Origin of the sequence: Roseibium sp. AS2, from assembly GCF_038900065.1 — a bacterium.
Lineage (GTDB): Bacteria > Pseudomonadota > Alphaproteobacteria > Rhizobiales > Stappiaceae > Roseibium.
Map to the genome: position 1 here is coordinate 1 of NZ_JBBMQN010000017.1, position 16,428 is coordinate 16,428.

Annotated in this window: 12 protein-coding genes; 10 read left to right on the forward strand and 2 right to left on the reverse strand. The window is 62.4% G+C overall.

All coding sequences use genetic code 11. From position 1 onward, the window contains the following. Positions 1-161: 161 nt before the first annotated feature. Both WNZ15_RS26115 and WNZ15_RS26120 read left to right on the forward strand, forming a co-directional pair. Entirely contained in the window at positions 162-1,310 is a 1,149-nt protein-coding gene (locus WNZ15_RS26115) for an efflux RND transporter periplasmic adaptor subunit (protein ID WP_342895983.1), read from the forward strand. A gap of 38 nt (positions 1,311-1,348) precedes the next feature. After that, on the forward strand, positions 1,349-4,513 hold the full coding sequence (locus WNZ15_RS26120) for an efflux RND transporter permease subunit (protein WP_342895984.1): 3,165 nt from the start codon (positions 1,349-1,351) through the stop codon (positions 4,511-4,513). 144 nt (positions 4,514-4,657) lie between these two features. On the opposite strand, the gene WNZ15_RS26125 is transcribed toward WNZ15_RS26120, so the two are convergent. Both WNZ15_RS26125 and WNZ15_RS26130 read right to left on the reverse strand, forming a co-directional pair. Next, positions 4,658-6,274 (reverse strand): GMC family oxidoreductase N-terminal domain-containing protein, encoded by a 1,617-nt coding sequence (locus WNZ15_RS26125; protein ID WP_342895985.1) that lies wholly within the window; start codon positions 6,272-6,274, stop codon positions 4,658-4,660. Continuing rightward, complete coding sequence (locus WNZ15_RS26130; RefSeq protein WP_342895986.1) at positions 6,271-7,002, reverse strand: FCD domain-containing protein; 732 nt, start codon at positions 7,000-7,002, stop codon at positions 6,271-6,273. Before WNZ15_RS26130 ends, WNZ15_RS26125 begins: the two co-directional genes overlap by 4 nt. Positions 7,003-7,255: 253 nt before the next feature. Between WNZ15_RS26130 and WNZ15_RS26135 the strand changes: the two genes are divergently transcribed. From WNZ15_RS26135 to WNZ15_RS26170, 8 genes are all read left to right on the forward strand, one after another. Beyond that, on the forward strand, positions 7,256-8,680 hold the full coding sequence (locus tag WNZ15_RS26135) for an aldehyde dehydrogenase family protein (RefSeq protein ID WP_342895987.1): 1,425 nt from the start codon (positions 7,256-7,258) through the stop codon (positions 8,678-8,680). Between the two features lie 53 nt (positions 8,681-8,733). After that, a complete protein-coding gene (locus WNZ15_RS26140; protein WP_342895988.1) occupies positions 8,734-9,705 on the forward strand; it encodes an ABC transporter substrate-binding protein in 972 nt (323 codons plus the stop codon). Between the two features lie 65 nt (positions 9,706-9,770). Continuing rightward, on the forward strand, positions 9,771-11,291 hold the full coding sequence (locus WNZ15_RS26145; RefSeq protein ID WP_342895989.1) for a sugar ABC transporter ATP-binding protein: 1,521 nt from the start codon (positions 9,771-9,773) through the stop codon (positions 11,289-11,291). Then, positions 11,288-12,271 (forward strand): ABC transporter permease, encoded by a 984-nt coding sequence (locus WNZ15_RS26150; protein WP_342895990.1) that lies wholly within the window; start codon positions 11,288-11,290, stop codon positions 12,269-12,271. Before WNZ15_RS26145 ends, WNZ15_RS26150 begins: the two co-directional genes overlap by 4 nt. Before the next feature lie 3 nt (positions 12,272-12,274). Then, positions 12,275-13,273 carry an ABC transporter permease gene (locus WNZ15_RS26155; RefSeq protein WP_342895991.1) on the forward strand — a complete coding sequence of 333 codons (999 nt, stop codon included), beginning with the start codon at positions 12,275-12,277 and terminating at the stop codon, positions 13,271-13,273. After that, positions 13,273-14,382 carry a mandelate racemase/muconate lactonizing enzyme family protein gene (locus WNZ15_RS26160; RefSeq protein ID WP_342895992.1) on the forward strand — a complete coding sequence of 370 codons (1,110 nt, stop codon included), beginning with the start codon at positions 13,273-13,275 and terminating at the stop codon, positions 14,380-14,382. The genes WNZ15_RS26155 and WNZ15_RS26160 overlap by 1 nt, the downstream gene beginning before the upstream one ends. Next, a complete protein-coding gene (locus WNZ15_RS26165) occupies positions 14,379-15,413 on the forward strand; it encodes an alcohol dehydrogenase catalytic domain-containing protein (RefSeq protein WP_342895993.1) in 1,035 nt (344 codons plus the stop codon). Before WNZ15_RS26160 ends, WNZ15_RS26165 begins: the two co-directional genes overlap by 4 nt. Continuing rightward, positions 15,410-16,180 (forward strand): SDR family oxidoreductase, encoded by a 771-nt coding sequence (locus WNZ15_RS26170; RefSeq protein WP_342895994.1) that lies wholly within the window; start codon positions 15,410-15,412, stop codon positions 16,178-16,180. The genes WNZ15_RS26165 and WNZ15_RS26170 overlap by 4 nt, the downstream gene beginning before the upstream one ends. Positions 16,181-16,428 lie beyond the last annotated feature (248 nt).

The window sequence follows — 16,428 nt, forward strand, 5'->3', positions numbered from 1 at the left end:
CCTCGACACGCAAGCATGCTTGCGTGTCGAGGCGCGGCCGCAGGCTTTGGCCGCATGATCGTCTGGAACTCCAGCGGCCCTGCAGTTTCATCCGGCGCATTCCGCTGTTTCCGACATGCTGTTGTCCTCATGACGTTGCGGATCCGCCGGAGACCAGACTTATGTTCGAACCCAAAAGCCTCCTGCTGACGTGCCTGCTGGCCTTCGGCACGATTTCATCTTCCACCGCATTCGCGCAGGGAAATGCTCCTCTCCCAGCGGTCGGCGTGGTGACGCTGAAGGCGGAAGACGTCACGCTTCGCGCGGACATGCCGGGACGCGTCGTTGCCTACGGTGTCGCGGAAGTGCGCCCCCAGGTCTCCGGCATTATCGTCGAGAGGCTGTTCGAGGAAGGCGCCGCCGTCAGGAAAGGCGATCCGATGTACCGGATCGACAAGGCCGTCTATGCGGCCGTGGTTCAGCAGGCCCGCGCCAGTGTCGCACAGGCAAGGGCCGCGCTGACGGCCGCGGAAAAGGATCTGAACCGCGCCAACGAGCTGCTGCAGCGCGAAGTCGTCAGCGAGCAGGCCGTGGACGACGCCACGGCGGAACGGGATGCGGCACAGGCCGGACTTCTGGTTGCCCAGGCACAGCTCAAATCCGCGCAAATCGACCTTGAACACACCACCATCCGGGCTCCGCTTTCGGGCATTGCCGGCCGGGCCCTCACAACGCAGGGCGCATTGGCCACCGCGCAACAGGCCGAGCCGCTGGCGGTTATCCGCCAGATTGACAAGGTCTATGTGGACGTGGCCGCCTCGACGGCCGATGTCCTGCGGTACAATCGCTCCAGGCTGGCCCAGGGAACAGCTGGGGACAGTGGCCTCGATCCCGAAGTCACGCTGACGCTGGCCGACGGGCTGACCTATGACCAGACAGGCACCATGCGTGCGGCCGAACCGCAGGTGGATCCGAAGACGGGTGTCTCGGTGTTGCGCATGGAGTTCCCCAATCCCGAACAGCTCCTTCTGCCCGGACTTTACGTAAAGGCCCATCTGCCGGTGGAAATGGCGAAAAACGTGGTCCTGGCGCCGCAACAGGGGGTCAGCCGCGACCGCAGGGGCCAGCCGACGGCTCTGGTGGTCGGAGACGAAAACACCGTCGAGCTGCGCACGCTCGAGGTGCTCGGAACCCGCGGCACCAACTGGATCGTTTCCGCCGGCCTGGCGGCCGGAGACCGGCTGATCGTGACGGGACTGCAGAAGATCGCACCCGGCGCCACCGTCGCTCCGGAAGAGCAATTGCGTGAAAACACCGTGGCGCAGAACTGAACCGCCCGGCCCAACTCAAGACAATCTGAAAGTTCGCGATGGCCCGCTTCTTCATCGACCGCCCGGTTTTTGCCTGGGTAATCTCGATCCTTTTGATGGGGGTCGGCGTTCTCGCGATCATGATACTGCCCGTGGCGCAGTATCCGCAGATCGCGCCCCCCACCGTTGATGTCAACGCCACCTATTCCGGTGCCTCCGCGGAGACCGTCAACAACACCGTCACCCAGGTGATAGAGGAACAGATGACCGGCCTCGACGGGCTCCGGTATATCTCCTCGTCTTCCACCTCGACCGGGTCCTCGTCCGTCACGCTCACCTTCGATACGGGAACCGACCCGGACATCGCGCAAGTGCAGGTGCAGAACAAACTCAGCCAGGCAACGCCGCTGCTGCCCGAAACGGTGCAGAGGCAGGGTGTCACGGTTCAGAAATCCTCGGCGGGCTTTCTCATGGTGGCAGCGCTCGTGTCCGCCGACGGAGCGCTCGATGCAGTCGATCTGTCCGACTATCTCGTCTCCAACATGGTGGACCAGTTCAGCCGCATACAGGGTGTCGGCAACGTCCAGGTTTTCGGGGCGCAATACGCGATGCGCATCTGGCTGAACCCGGACCAGCTGGCGGCCTTCGAGCTGACGCCCTCGGACATCGTTCAGGCGGTCTCGGAAGAAAACGCCCAGGTTTCGGCCGGATCCTTCGGCTCGCTGCCCGCCCTGGACGGACAGGCCCTCAATGCAACCATCACCGCGCAATCGCTGCTTTCAACACCTGAGGATTTCGAGCAGATCGTCGTGCGTGCGGAGACCGACGGGGGCCTCGTGTTGCTGCGGGATGTCGCGAGGGTCGAGATCGGGGCGGAAAGCTACACGACCGCCGCGCGCTACAACGGCAAACCGACGGCCGGCATGGCGATCCAGCTGGCGACCGGCGCCAATGCGCTGGACACCGCCGAACGTGTCAAGGCGAAGCTCGAGGATGTTTCGGCCTTCTTCCCGGAAGGGGTCGAATACGTCGTTCCCTACGACACCACGCCGTTCGTTCAGATTTCCATCGAGGAAGTGGTCACCACGCTGATAGAGGCGATCGTGCTCGTCTTCCTCGTCATGTTCCTGTTCCTGCAGAATTTCAGGGCGACCCTGATCCCGACCCTTGCGGTCCCGGTCGTTCTGCTGGGCACCTTCGGCATCATTGCCCTGTTCGGCTTTACCATCAACACGCTGACGATGCTTGCGATGGTGCTGGCGATCGGCCTTCTGGTGGATGACGCCATCGTCGTGGTGGAGAACGTGGAACGCATCATGGAGGAGGAGGACCTGTCTCCCTATGAAGCGACCCGGAAATCCATGGGCCAGATCACCGGGGCCCTGATCGGCATCGCGCTGGTCCTGTCGGCAGTGTTCATTCCGATGGCCTTCTTTCCCGGCTCCACCGGGGTGATCTACCAGCAGTTCTCGATCACCATCGTTTCCGCGATGATGCTGTCGGTCGTGGTGGCGCTGACGCTGACACCGGCCCTGTGCGCGACCCTTCTGCGCAAGCCCGAAAAAGGTGCGCGCGAGCGCGGCGTGTTCGGACTGTTCAACCGCAACTTCAACCGGTTGACCCGGGGCTATGCCTCGTCCGTCGGCTTCATCATCCGCCGTCCCTTGCGGATCGGCATCGTCTATCTGCTGATCGGGGCCGGAATGGTCGTCCTGTTCGAGCGCACGCCGACCGGCTTCCTGCCGGATGAGGACCAGGGCATTCTCTTCACCCTCGTGCAGGGTCCGACGGGAACGACCGCGGAGGCGACCGAAGCGGTCCTGAAACAGATCGAACAGCACTACATGGAGACCGAGGCCGAGAATGTCGCTTCCCTGTTCACGGTGCGCGGCTTCAGCTTCGCCGGCCAGGGTCAGAACATGGGCCTGGCTTTCGTCAGCCTGAAGGACTGGGACGAGCGCACGACGCCGGACCGCAGTGTTCAGGCGATCGCGGGCCGGGCCTTCGGCGTCTTCTCCCGGATCAAGGAAGCCCTGGTGTTCCCGATCGTCCCGCCTGCGGTGATCGAACTCGGCAATGTCAGCGGGTTCGATTTCTACCTGCAGGCACGCGATGGCCAGACACACGAGCAGCTGCTGGCGGCGCGCAACCAGCTCATGGGGCTGGCGGGCAAGAGCAGTCTGATCGGTCAGATCCGGCCGAACGGTCTTGAGGACGCCACCCAGTTCAACATCGATCTGGACTGGCGCGTTGCCGGCGCCATGGGTCTGTCGGCAACCGATGTCGGAGACATGCTGTCCATTGCCTGGGCCGGACGCTACGTGAACGACTTCCTGGACCGCGGCCGCATCAAGCGGGTCTACGTCCAGGGCGATGCGCCCTACCGCATGGTGCCGGAAGATATCGAACAATGGCGGGTTCGCAATGACACGGGCGGTCTGGTGCCTCTGTCGAACTTCTCCAACGCCAACTGGCGGTTCGGACCTCAAGGGCTTTACCGCTACAACGGCGTCGCCGCCGTCCAGCTTCAGGGCAGTCCGGCGGCCGGCGTGTCATCCGGCGAGGCCATGATCGAGATGGAAGCCCTGGCGGCGCAATTGCCCCCGGGCTACCAGATTGCGTGGACCGGGCTTTCGCTGGAGGAACGCGAATCCGGCGATCAGGCCGGACTTCTCTACGCCCTGTCGCTTGCCGCGGTCTTCCTTTGTCTTGCCGCGCTTTACGAAAGCTGGTCGATCCCCTTCGCGGTCATGCTGGCAATGCCCATCGGGATCGCCGGTGCGCTGGCAGGGGCCTGGGTCGGCGGCTTTGAAAACGGCGTCTATTTTCAGGTGGCGCTGTTGACGGTCATCGGCCTGACCGGGAAGAACGCCATCCTGATCGTCGAATTTGCCCGCGAGCGGATGGAAGCGGGGGACACGCTCTTTGCCGGCGTGGTCGACGCCGCCCAGCAGCGGTTCCGGCCGATCCTGATGACATCCATGGCCTTCACGCTGGGTGTACTTCCCCTGGTGCTGTCCTCCGGAGCCGGTGCGGGCGGACGCACGGCCATGGGGTCCGGCGTCATGGGCGGCGTTCTCTCCGCGACCATCCTGGGCGTCCTGTTCGTGCCCCTGTTCTTCGTCGTGATCTACCGGATCTCGAACGGCTGGCGCAAAACACGCATGCTCCCTCCCAACCGGGATCAAGAGCCCCAATCGTCGCCGAAAGCGCCCCCGGGCTGAAAGAGATCACTGCCGATTTCCCGATGACGCCCGATCATGTGCCGATCTTGCTCAACGCCGGCCCCCGGGCGGTCCGGGACCGGCAGGATGGAACGGGACCGGCTGATGCAATGACAGCCGGCGCCCCTCTTGCCAGGCCACCGATCATGAGCCCTGAACGAACTCCGCGCAGCGCGACCCGAGCATCATTGCCGGCGCATTGGTGTTTCCGGCATTGATGTCCGGAACCGCGGACATGTCACAGACGCGCAGGCCATCCACCCCCCTGACCCGCATCCTGGCATCCAGCACGGCCATGGGGTCTCCGTCCGCTCCCATCCGGGCCGTTCCGGCCGGGTGGTAATTGGTTTTGACGAACCGCTTGCAATGGCGGCGCAATGCTGAATCGGACGTATCCCGGGGATCGGGAATGGCCACGCCCTTGAGCCTCGACGACAAGGGCTGTGACCGAAACACCTCGAGAAAGAACCGCTGGCCGGCAATCATCTCCTGCATGTCGGCCTCGTCCTTCAGCAGGTTGGGACTGACAAGCGGCATCTGCTGCGGATCTGCGGATGCAAGCCGCACTTCTCCCCGCGAGCGTGGCTTGACCACGACAGTGGTGATGGTGACACCGTAGCCGTCCTTGAGTTCCGCGCGCGCATCCCGGTCCAGATAGACAATCGGGACGCAGAAAGCCTGGATGGTCGGCTCCCCGTCCCGATCCGCCGGGTTGACAAAGGCGCCGGCTTCCACGCCCGCGGACGTAACGGGACCGCTGCCGAACAGTTTGAATTGCGCTCCGTTCCTGAGCATTCGCCAGCCCTCACCCTGCCGGAAGTAGCCGTACCGGCCGTTGGCATAGGCGGTGATGGGCACTTCCGGATGATCGATCAGGTTCTGGCCGACGCCCTTCAGGTCGACGACGGCATCGATCCCGTGATCACGCAGATGGTCCGCGTCTCCGATACCCGAAAGCATCAGGATCTTTGGTGTGACCAGCGCGCCCGCGGCCAGAACGATTTCCCCTGCCGCACGGGCGGTGTGAACGCCCTTCCGATCCCTGTAACGCACACCGACGGCACGGCCGTGTTCCATGACAATCCGCTCGACATGCGCGTTCAGTTGGACAACAAGTCTTCGATCCTGCCGCAAGGGCTCGAGAAACGCATAGGCGGTCGAACTCCGCCGGCCGTTCCTGTTGGTGAACTGGTAGAAGCCGACACCGCGCTGGGTCGGTCCGTTGAAGTCCGTGTTGTAAGGTTCTCCGAGCGCTTGCACTGCCTGCACGAACCAGCGTGACAGGTCGTCGACATGACCGGGATCGGATACCTTCACCTCTCCCTCGGTCCCGTGGAGCGCTCCTGCCAGCCGATTGTTCGCTTCCATCTCCCGAAAGAACGGAAGCACGTCCTGCCAGCCCCAGCCCGGATTGTCGTTGGTCCGGCGCAACTGCGCCTGCCAGGCATCGTAGTCTGCCGGACGGCCGCGCATGTAGACCTGCGCATTGACGGAAGACCCGCCACCCAGCACGTTGGCCTGCGGAATATCGTGGACCCTGTCGCCCAGATGCGCCTGCGGCACAGTGGTGTGGTAGCGCATGTATTTCGACCCGTTGATCATCTTGAAGATGCCGGGCGGCATGTCGAGCAGCGGATGGCGGTGCGAATGTCCCGCCTCCAGAAGCAGCACCCTGGCATTGCCCTGTATCACGAGTCGTGCGGCGGCGACGGCCCCTGCCGAGCCGCCCCCGATGACGATGTGGTCGTATTCGGCCGTCATCCTTCCGACCAGTCGAATGTCACGCGGACGAATTCCCAGGCGGCCTTGAGGTGATTGGTAAGTGCTTCCTCCGCAGCCGCCGGATCGCGTTCCAGGATCGCTTCCAGGATCGACTTGTGCGCAAGGTAGTTCATTTCGTTTCGTTCCGGCGACCGCAGCATCCGGTCCCACTGCGGCGCCAGCCAGGAGGTGTAGCCCTCATGGATCGCAGGGAAGATCGGATTTTTCGGAATTCTGTACAGCACACCGTGGAACGCCACGTCCGTGCGGTAAAACGCGGCCGAATCCGGGATGGCGTTCCTGTTGTCTTCCAGCGCCTTCTTGAGGTCGACGATATCCTCCTTGCGGGCGGAAATCGCCGCTTCTCTCACCAGCGCGCGTTCGATGAAAACGCGGCTGTCGTAAAGGTTCTTGATGCCGGTCCTGTCCGTCAGGAGATGCTGGACCACGTTGCCGCAGGCGTGCAGCACCGTCGCGTAGTCCGGTTTGCGCACGACCGGCCTGAAGCGGGGCCGCGTTTCCACGAGACCGAGACTGGACAGCTTCGAGATCGCTTCGCGAATGACCGTTCGGCTGGCACCGAACCGGGTCATCAGGTCCCGCTCCGCCGGCAGCGGCGATCGGTTCTCCAGTTCACCCGACACGATCTGGGCCTCGATCGCGGCTACGACATGATCGGCAGCCCGCCCGCCTTCGACACCCGGTTCTGAGGAACGCCTGCTGTCCATTCTCTGCCTCTGCTTTCTAGTTTTTGGTATGACATAAAATTTCCTGTGGTGAAATCGTAATTTCGACAAACACCAACCAGCCCACAAAAATCAGCCCGAATTCCGCGACTTCTGGATGATTTTCAGATCCGCTCAAAGTTTCGGTTTGACTCCAATCCTGTTTTGATTCTTATTGAGCCTAATTTGGTATGACCAAAAGGCGTCTCTGGTGTTTGACATTTCGCTCCCTTCCGATCCCGGAAAGTCCTCAGGCATGTTTATCGGCGGACAATGGACCGGTGCAGAAAACCGTTCAACGATCGACGTCGAGAATCCCGCGACGGAAAAAATCATCGCCAGCGTGGTCGGCGGCACAAAAGAAGATGCCGAGACCGCACTCCGGGCGGCGCAGGAGGCTTTTCCCGCATGGGCGGCGCTGCCGGCGGTCGAGCGCGGGCGCGCAGTCGCTTCGCTGGCCGACGCGATCGAGTCAAATGCCGCCCATCTTGCCCGTCTCGTCACGCTGGAGCAGGGCAAGCCACTCAACCACGCGTTCGAGGAGATCTCGGCAAGCGTCACTTTCCTCAGGTACGCCGCGGAAAACGCCAGGCGCATCGAGGGTGATATCGTCACGTCGGACAGCCCGTCGGAAGAAATCCATATCAGGCGGCATCCCTATGGTGTCGTCGTCGGGCTCACCGCCTGGAACTACCCGTCGGCCCTGGCAGCCAGAAAACTAGGCCCCGCGCTCGTTGCCGGAAACACCTTCATCCTGCTTTCGCATGAAGCGACCCCCCTCTCGGGACTTGCGCTGGCCGCGCTGAGCCAGCAGGCCGGCCTCCCCGGTGGCGTCTTCAACGTGGTGACAGGACGTGGCCCCGTGGTCGGAGACGCCCTCGTGCGAAGCCCCGTGTCCGGTCTCATCACCATGACGGGAAGCACGCGCGCCGGCCGCGCGATCTACAGGACCGGCGCCGAACACATCAAGGTGGTGCGCCTTGAGCTGGGCGGCAAGGCGCCCTTCATCGTCATGGAAGACGCCGATATCGACGCGGCGGTAACGGCAGCCGTTGCCGCCCGCTACACAAATTGCGGGCAGATCTGCACCTGCAACGAGCGCATGTATCTGCACCGCTCAATCGCCGATCAATTCCTCGCCCGGTTTGTCGAGGCTTCAAGGGTGCTCACGGTTGGCGACCCGCTGAAGAACGCGGACCTCGGCCCGAAGGTCAGCCGGGTCGAGCGGGACAAGGTTGCGCAGATGGTCGGCCAGAGCGTCGAAAGCGGCGCGGAGGTTCTGCTGGAGGGCGGTGTTCTCGAGGACGGCAATTACAGCAAGGGCCACTGGTATGCCCCGACGGTCCTGGAGGTGAAGGACAACAGCAATCCGGCGGCAAGAGAGGAAGTCTTCGGACCGGTTGCCGTCGCGATGCGCGTTGATGGTTTCGAGGAAGCCATCGCCCTGGCCAATGACACGGAATTCGGCCTGTCGGCCTATCTTTTCACGAACAATTACAAGCGTCTGGCGCAGGCGCCCTATCTCCTGAAATTCGGCGAACTCTACCTCAATCGCTCCAACGGAGAAGCGGTTCAAGGGTTCCATACGGGTTGGGGGATGTCCGGACTTGGCGGCGAAGACGGCCGCTACGGCTTCGACAACTATCTGCGCAAACAGACCGCGTACCTGAATTGGGGGTGACACCTCAAGATCGGCGGCCGGAGGAGTTTGGCCGCACCAAAGTGGAGGAAAACATGAAACGGACTCTCTTGCTGGCAACCGCCATCGCATTCGGCGCAATGACGTCAATGGCCGCTGCGGCCGGCCTGCCCCCTCTGGAGGAGAAGGAGCGCTACAAGGTCGGCTTCTCCCAGATGGAATCCAACAACCCCTGGCGCATAGCTGAAACCAAATCCTTTCACGACACGGCGGAAAGCTGCGGCTGGGATCTGATCGCGACCGATGCCGCCGGATCGGCAGCCAAGCAGGTTGCGGATGTCGACAGCATGATCGCCCAGGGCATCGATGTCCTGTTTTTGCCGCCTCGTGAGGAAAAACCCCTGATCCCCGCCGTCAAGAAGGCCAAGGCCGCCGGCATTCCGACCTTCCTGGTCGACCGCTCCGTCGACCCGAATGCAGCCAAGGCCGGCGAAGACTATGTCTCCTTCCTCGGCTCCGACTTCATCGACCAGGGCAAACGCGTCGCCGAATGGACCATCGAGAACTTCAAGGGCGACAAAGGCGTCATCGTCGAACTGGAGGGCACCACCGGCTCGTCGCCGGCAAACGACCGCAAGAAAGGGTTCGACGACCGGATCCTGCAGGACGAGCGGTTCGAGATCGTTGCCTCACAGACCGGCGATTTCGCCCGGGACCTCGGCCGCCAGGTCATGGAAACCCTGCTGCAGGCGCACCCGGACGTGAACATCGTCTACGCGCACAACGACGAAATGGCCATCGGTGCGATCCAGGCCCTGGAACTGGCAGGGCGCAAGCCCGGTGAGGACGTTCTGGTCGTGTCGATTGACGGCACCCGCGACGCACTGCAGGCGATTATCGACGGCAAGATGGGCGTGACGGTGGAAAGCTCTCCGTTCTTCGGACCGCTCGCCTGCGCCACCATGAAACGCTACGCCGCCGGCGAAACCATCGAACCCTGGGTTCAGGTAGAGGACCGCATCTTCACTCCCGAGAATGCTGCGGACCACATCGACGAAGCCTACTGAACCCGTCTTCCGGGAGGGATCCTTCCCTCCCGGCTTTTTCATTCATCCAGACACCAGGAGACGATATGGCCCCGCTGCTTGCCATGTCAGGTATTGCCAAGCATTTTGCAGGGATCCCGGCCCTCAGGGGGGCGTCTCTGGAAATTTCTCCAGGAGAAGTTCATGCGCTGATCGGCCAGAACGGGGCCGGCAAGTCGACATTGATCAAGATCCTGACCGGTCTCTACCGGCGCGACGGGGGTGAAATCTCCCTCGCCGGCGAACCGAGCCACCTGACCTCACCCCGGGAAGCGCAACAGGCCGGAATTGCGACGATCTATCAGGAACTCAACCTGGTGCCGCTTCGCTCCGTCAGCGAGAACGTTGTGATGGGGCAGGAACCGCGCACCCTCGGCCTGATGATCAACTGGCCCGAGGCACACCGCAGAACCCGTGAAATCCTTGCGCGCTTCGGCATAGACATTGACGTGACCGCGCCGCTCGGCAGTTTCTCGACGGCAATTCAGCAGCTCGTTGCGATCGCCAGGGCCGTTTCCATGGACGCAAAGCTCGTGATCATGGACGAGCCAACGTCCTCTCTCGACAGCTCCGAGGTCGAGATCCTTTTCGGCGTCGTGCGCGAATTGAAGTCCTCCGGCGTTTCGGTGCTCTATGTCTCGCACTTCCTCGACGAACTCTTTCAGATCTGTGACCGGGTCACCGTCATGCGGGACGGCCAGACCGTCGGTTCGAGATCCATTTCCGGCACCACGAAACTCGACCTGATTGCCGCGATGCTCGGGCGCAACGCCGATGAGATCGCCACAGAAGGCCTGACGGAACTTTCCGGGGGCGATGCCAGTTTCGAGGAAGTTGTGCTCGACGTCGAACGAACAGCGACCGGGCCTCGCCTGTCCGATTTTTCGATGACCTTGCACAGGGGTGAAATTGTCGGCCTCGGCGGACTGCTGGGTTCCGGCCGAACCGAGGCGGCCAGAAGTCTCTTCGGCGTCGATCAGCTCACACAAGGGCAGATGACGCTGAAAGGCGCGGCGTTCCGGCCCGCAGATCCATCGGCGGCCATCCGCGCCGGGATCGGCTTCCTGACGGAGGACCGCAAGGAGGAAGGCATAATCCCGCATATGTCGGTTCGGGAAAACCTGACGCTTGCACTGCTTCCTGCCCTCAGACGCAACGGGCAGGTCGACCGGCAGGCCGAAAGGGAGCTGGTTGCCGGGTTCATCGCGAAACTCGGTATCAAGACCGCACATATGGATCAGCCGATCCGGGAGCTTTCCGGCGGCAACCAGCAAAAGGTCCTGCTGGCACGCTGGCTGGCAACCAGACCCGACATCCTTATCCTGGACGAACCCACACGCGGCGTCGACGTCGGCGCGAAACGGGAAATCCAGTCGATCATTCGCAGCTTCGTCGACGAAGGCCACGCCGTCATCCTGATCAGTTCCGAGTTCGAGGAACTGGTGGAAGGCGCCAACCGCATCGTGGTGATGCACGAGGGCCATGCGGTTTCGGAACTGACCAACCCCGGGATCACCGAAAATGCGCTCGTCAAGGCGCTCGCTCACCATGAGGAGGCCGGCAGATGACAAGTCTCATTTCCGATGAACCCCGACGCGCCGACCTGTCCACACGACTGAAGAACAACGGCGGCCTCGTCGCACTGGCGGTTATCCTGATCTTCAACATCGTGGTGACACCCAACTTCCTGCAGGCGCAGACGCTGGCGGTCAACATCTCGCAGGTCGCGACGATCGCGATCGTCGCGATGGGCATGACACTCGTCATTGCCACCGGCGGCATCGATCTTTCCGTCGGAGCCGTCATGGCGTTGTCGGGAGCGCTGGCCCCGCTGATCTTCCAGTCCGAGCTGGGAACCGCCTACCCGGTTCTCGGGCTCGTCGCATCGCTGTTCCTTCCCCTTGTCGCGGCGCTTGCCTGTGGCCTGTTCAACGGCACGATCATCGCCGTCTTGAAGGTTCAGCCCATCATCGCGACCCTGATCCTGTTCATCTCGGGCCGGGGCATTGCCCAGGTCCTGACAAACGGCAACCTGCAAACCTTTTCCAATCCGGAATTCAGCTATCTCGGCACCGGCAAGATCCTCGGTTTTCCCTTCCAGGGCTGGCTGGCGATTGCGATTGCGATTTTCCTGTTCTGGCTCGTCAACCGCACGATTTTCGGCCGGTACCTGCTCGCCATCGGCGGCAACGAACGCGCAGCGAAACTGTCCGGCGGTCCGGTGCGCAAGGTCAAGATCGGCGCCTATGTCATCTGTTCGATCCTGTCGGGCCTTGCCGGGCTCATCGTCGTTGCGATCAATTCCGCCTCGGATGCCGCCCGCAACGGCAACCTGATGGAACTCGATGCCATCGCCGCAGCGGTTGTCGGCGGGGCCCTGCTCCAGGGCGGCAAGGCGCCGATCTTCGGGGCGATCCTCGGTGCCGTGATCATCCAGCTGGTGAAATACACGCTGCTTGCAAACGGTGTCGAGGACGAGGTCGCCCTGATCGCCAAGGCCGCCATCATTCTCGCCGCCGTCTACATCCAGCAAGCGCGAAAGGAATGAGACGTGCTTGATCAGTCCGCTTTCGACCTACGAAAATACATCTCCCGAAATCCGCAATCCGTTGCTGTCTGGGTGGCGCTCATTGTCCTGATCGTGTTCGGATTGTTGCGCTACGACAATTTCGGCGGCGCCTACAACATCACATCCTTCCTCAATTACAACGCGATGTTCATCGCGATTTCGGTCGGCATGTGTTTTGTCATCCTGACGGGTGGCATCGATCTGTCGGTCGGTTCGGTGGCCGCCTTTACCTCCGTGGTCGCCGCCTATCTCAGCCCCTACGGGATCGAGATCGCCATGCCGCTCGCGATCCTGTCCGGGATCGGCTTCGGCCTCTTCAACGGTGTCTGCATCGTCTACCTGCGCATCCCTCCCTTCATCACCACGCTGGCAACCATGCTTGGGGCGAAAGGCGGGTCGCTGGTGATTTCCGGCGCGCAGACGATTGCGGTCGACTGGGGATCCAACTTTACCCGGCTCGGCATGGAAAAGGCGTTCGACCTCGTGCCCTGGTCGATCGTGATCGTCGCCATTCTGATCGTCGGCCTGTGGTTCGTTCTTGAAATGACGAGCCTTGGAAGAACGGTCCTTGCGGTCGGTGGCGGCGAGGATGCCTCCGTCATGATGGGTCTCAAGGTGAACCGCGCCAAGATCTTCGTCTATGCGCTCTCCGGCGGCTGCGCGGGCCTGGCCGGTGTGTTTCTCGCGTCCGGCTTCGGCGCCGGTCAGCCCCTGGAGGGCGTTGGCTGGGAGCTCTCGGCAATCGCGTCCGTCGTCGTCGGCGGCACGCTGTTGACCGGAGGCCTCGGATCGATCCCGGCAACGGTCGCCGGAGCGCTGCTCCTCGGCCTGGTGTTCAACATCCTCAATTTCGAAAACGGCAAGGGCTGGATCAGTTTCAGCGCCTACTGGCAAATGGTCATCCGCGGAGCATTCCTCTTCGCCGTCATCCTTTTCCAGACGCGCATCATGAACCAGCAGACAAGAACGGGGCACGCCTGATGAGTACGATAACGAACATCCAGACCCAGCTGTTCCATGTGCCGCTCGCGGAAGTGCTGGTGGATGCAAAACACGGCAATCATACGCTGTTTGAACTCATAACCGCGACGGTGACCCTCGACGACGGCAGCACCGGAACCGGCTACACCTACACCGGCGGCAAGGGCGGGCATGCGATCGCGTCGATGATCCAGCATGACCTGGCACCGTTTCTGATTGGCCAGGACGCAAGCTGCGTCGAAGACCTCTACGAGGCCATGCAGTGGCACGTCCATTACGTCGCAAGAGGGGGGATCGCCTCCTTTGCGATCTCCGCGCTCGACATTGCGCTTTGGGACCTGAGGGGCAAAAGAAAGGGCCGGCCGCTCTGGCAGCTGGCCGGAGGCGCCGGCAGCCGCTGCAAGGCCTATTGTGGTGGCATTGACCTGAACTTTCCCCTGCCGAAGCTTCTCAAGAGCATCCAGGGCTACCTCGATCGCGGTTTCAACGGCGTCAAGATCAAGATCGGCCAGCCCACCCTGGCCGAAGACGTCAGCCGCGTATCGGCCGTCCGCGACCTGATCGGTCCGGATGTCGCCTTCATGGTCGACGCCAACTATTCCATGACAACCGACCAGGCAATCGCGGCCGCGCGCGCCTTCGAACCCTTCGACCTGCTGTGGTTCGAGGAACCGATCATTCCGGACAACTACCAGGGCTTCGCCCAGATCGCCGACGCGACGGGTATGCCGCTGGCCATGGGCGAAAACCTGCATACGATCCACGAATTCGAATACGCCTTCGAACAGGCGAAGCTGAGCTTCATCCAGCCGGATGCCTCCAATTGCGGCGGGATCACCGGATTTCTGCAGGTCGCCGACCTGTCCAGGCGGCACGGCATTCCGGTCTGCAGCCACGGCATGCAGGAACTTCACGTCAGTCTCGTTTCCGGCCAGTCGAATCCAGGCTGGATCGAGGTCCATTCCTTCCCCATCGATCAGTACACGATGCGGCCCCTCCAGGTGAAAGCGCATCTGGCCCAGGCGCCGGATGAACCCGGCATCGGGGTCTCCTTCGACTGGAACCTGCTCGCCCCCCACCAGATCCTCACGCACCAGAGGTCCAAATGATCAACAAGGCAGCCGTCTACCGCGGCGACAAGACATTCACGCTTGAAGAAAAAACAGTTGCACCTCCGGGTCCCGGAGAGCTGCAGATCAAGGTCGCCTACTGCGGTATCTGCGGGACCGATCTGCACATCTATCTGGGTCACATGGACAAGCGGGTCGGCTTCGAGCGCACCATCGGCCATGAAATGTCCGGGACGGTCGCTGCCATCGGCGACGGTGTGACAGGCTACAGGGCGGGTCAGCCCATCGTGGTGCGGCCGCTGGACCATTGCGGCACATGCCCTGCCTGCACAGCCGGCCACCAGCACATCTGCCACAATCTGAAATTCATCGGCATCGATTCCGAGGGCGCCTTTCAGGAATTCTGGAACGTGCCCGCGCATACGGTCCACGTCCTGCCGGAAGGGCTCGATCTGGCACATGCAGCCCTGATCGAACCCCTCGCCGTCGCCTGTCACGACGTGCAGCGCGCGCAGGTTGCCCTTGGCGAAGACGTGCTGGTCATCGGCGGCGGACCGATCGGCCTGCTGGTGGCTCTGGTCGCCCGACAGGCGGGCGGCAAGGTCGTCATAAGCGAGATCAGCGAAAACCGGCTCGCCTACGCTCAAAAGCTCGGCTTCAGGACCATCAACCCCGGGAAAGACGATCCGGTGGCACGGATCAACGAGATGACGGGAGACAAGGGAGCGGATGTCGTCTTCGAGGTGTCCGGCAGTCAGCCGGGCGTCGACCTGATGACCGCCGCCGCCGCGACCCGCGGACGGATCGTGATGGTCGCCATTCACGCCAGCAAACCCGTTGTCGACATGTTCCAGTTTTTCTGGCGCGAACTGGAGCTGTTCGGCGCCCGGGTCTACAGGCCGGAAGACTACGACGATGCCATGAAGTTTCTGGCGGAGGGCGTTGTCGACTGCGCCTCGTTCATCACCGACATTCAGCCGCTCGAGGATATCCAGGCAGCGTTCGAGGCGCTCACGGGAAATCCGAGCGCCATCAAATCCATGATCAAGATAGACGGAAACCCGCAATGAGCGTTCTGGACAAATTCAGCCTGACCGGCAAGACCGCCCTGGTGTCCGGCGCGCGGCGCGGGATAGGAAAGGCGATGGCGGTCGCCCTTGCGGACGCAGGCGCAGACATCATCGGCGTCAGCGCCAGCCTGGAAACCAGCGGCAGCGAAGTCGAAAGGGAGGTCCGGGCGCTGGGGCGGGATTTTCACGGCTATCAGTGCGATTTCGCCGATCGCGAGGCTTTGAAGAGCTTCATTGCCGATGTCAAGAAGCAGCACCAGATCATCGACATCCTCGTCAACAACGCCGGCACGATCCGGCGCGCGCCCCTCACCGAACACGCCGACGCGTTGTGGGACGAAGTCATGGAGGTCAATCTCGCCTCCCAGTTCATTCTGTCTCGCGAGATCGGCGAGACAATGGTCCGGCGCGGACATGGCAAGATCATCTTCACGGCCTCCCTCTTGACATTCCAGGGTGGTATCACCGTCCCTGGATACGCGGCCTCCAAGGGCGGCATCGGCCAATTGACCAAGGCATTCGCCAACGAATGGGCGTCGAAGGGCGTGAATGTGAACGCCATTGCTCCGGGTTATATCGCGACCGACAACACCGAGGCATTGCGCAAAGACCCGGTGCGGTCAAAGTCGATCATGGACAGGATCCCCGCCGGCCGATGGGGCGATGCGGAAGACTTCGCAGGGCCGGTGGTTTTCCTCGCCTCAAGCGCCTCCGACTACATGCACGGCACCGTCATGACCGTCGACGGCGGCTGGATGGGAAGATAGCCCGAACCAAGCCCGCCCGGGAACCGCGACATCGCTCCCGGGCGGGCCGGCATGCCCTTGTTCGCAATTGATTTCAGCGCCTGAAGTCGGTTTTTCTGCTTGCCGCATCTGCCCTTTGCCCTCTGAATAAGGACAACCTGGGAGTCCCGGCCGGAGGCGATCCGGAAAGGAGCTTTGTTGCACCTCGGCATTTGAACGTGAGACAGCCCTGGGGCTTTCTCCGTGCGGTCTTTTGATTTGTTTTCGTT

Excerpts from the sequence above, each read along its gene's own strand:
- WNZ15_RS26115 (WP_342895983.1), top strand. The coding sequence starts at position 162 with ATGTTCGAACCCAAAAGCCTCCTGCTGACGTGCCTGCTGGCCTTCGGC.
- WNZ15_RS26120 (WP_342895984.1), top strand. The coding sequence starts at position 1,349 with ATGGCCCGCTTCTTCATCGACCGCCCGGTTTTTGCCTGGGTAATCTCG.
- WNZ15_RS26125 (WP_342895985.1), bottom strand. The coding sequence starts at position 6,274 with ATGACGGCCGAATACGACCACATCGTCATCGGGGGCGGCTCGGCAGGG.
- WNZ15_RS26130 (WP_342895986.1), bottom strand. The coding sequence starts at position 7,002 with ATGGACAGCAGGCGTTCCTCAGAACCGGGTGTCGAAGGCGGGCGGGCT.
- WNZ15_RS26135 (WP_342895987.1), top strand. The coding sequence starts at position 7,256 with ATGTTTATCGGCGGACAATGGACCGGTGCAGAAAACCGTTCAACGATC.
- WNZ15_RS26140 (WP_342895988.1), top strand. The coding sequence starts at position 8,734 with ATGAAACGGACTCTCTTGCTGGCAACCGCCATCGCATTCGGCGCAATG.
- WNZ15_RS26145 (WP_342895989.1), top strand. The coding sequence starts at position 9,771 with ATGGCCCCGCTGCTTGCCATGTCAGGTATTGCCAAGCATTTTGCAGGG.
- WNZ15_RS26150 (WP_342895990.1), top strand. The coding sequence starts at position 11,288 with ATGACAAGTCTCATTTCCGATGAACCCCGACGCGCCGACCTGTCCACA.
- WNZ15_RS26160 (WP_342895992.1), top strand. The coding sequence starts at position 13,273 with ATGAGTACGATAACGAACATCCAGACCCAGCTGTTCCATGTGCCGCTC.
- WNZ15_RS26165 (WP_342895993.1), top strand. The coding sequence starts at position 14,379 with ATGATCAACAAGGCAGCCGTCTACCGCGGCGACAAGACATTCACGCTT.
- WNZ15_RS26170 (WP_342895994.1), top strand. The coding sequence starts at position 15,410 with ATGAGCGTTCTGGACAAATTCAGCCTGACCGGCAAGACCGCCCTGGTG.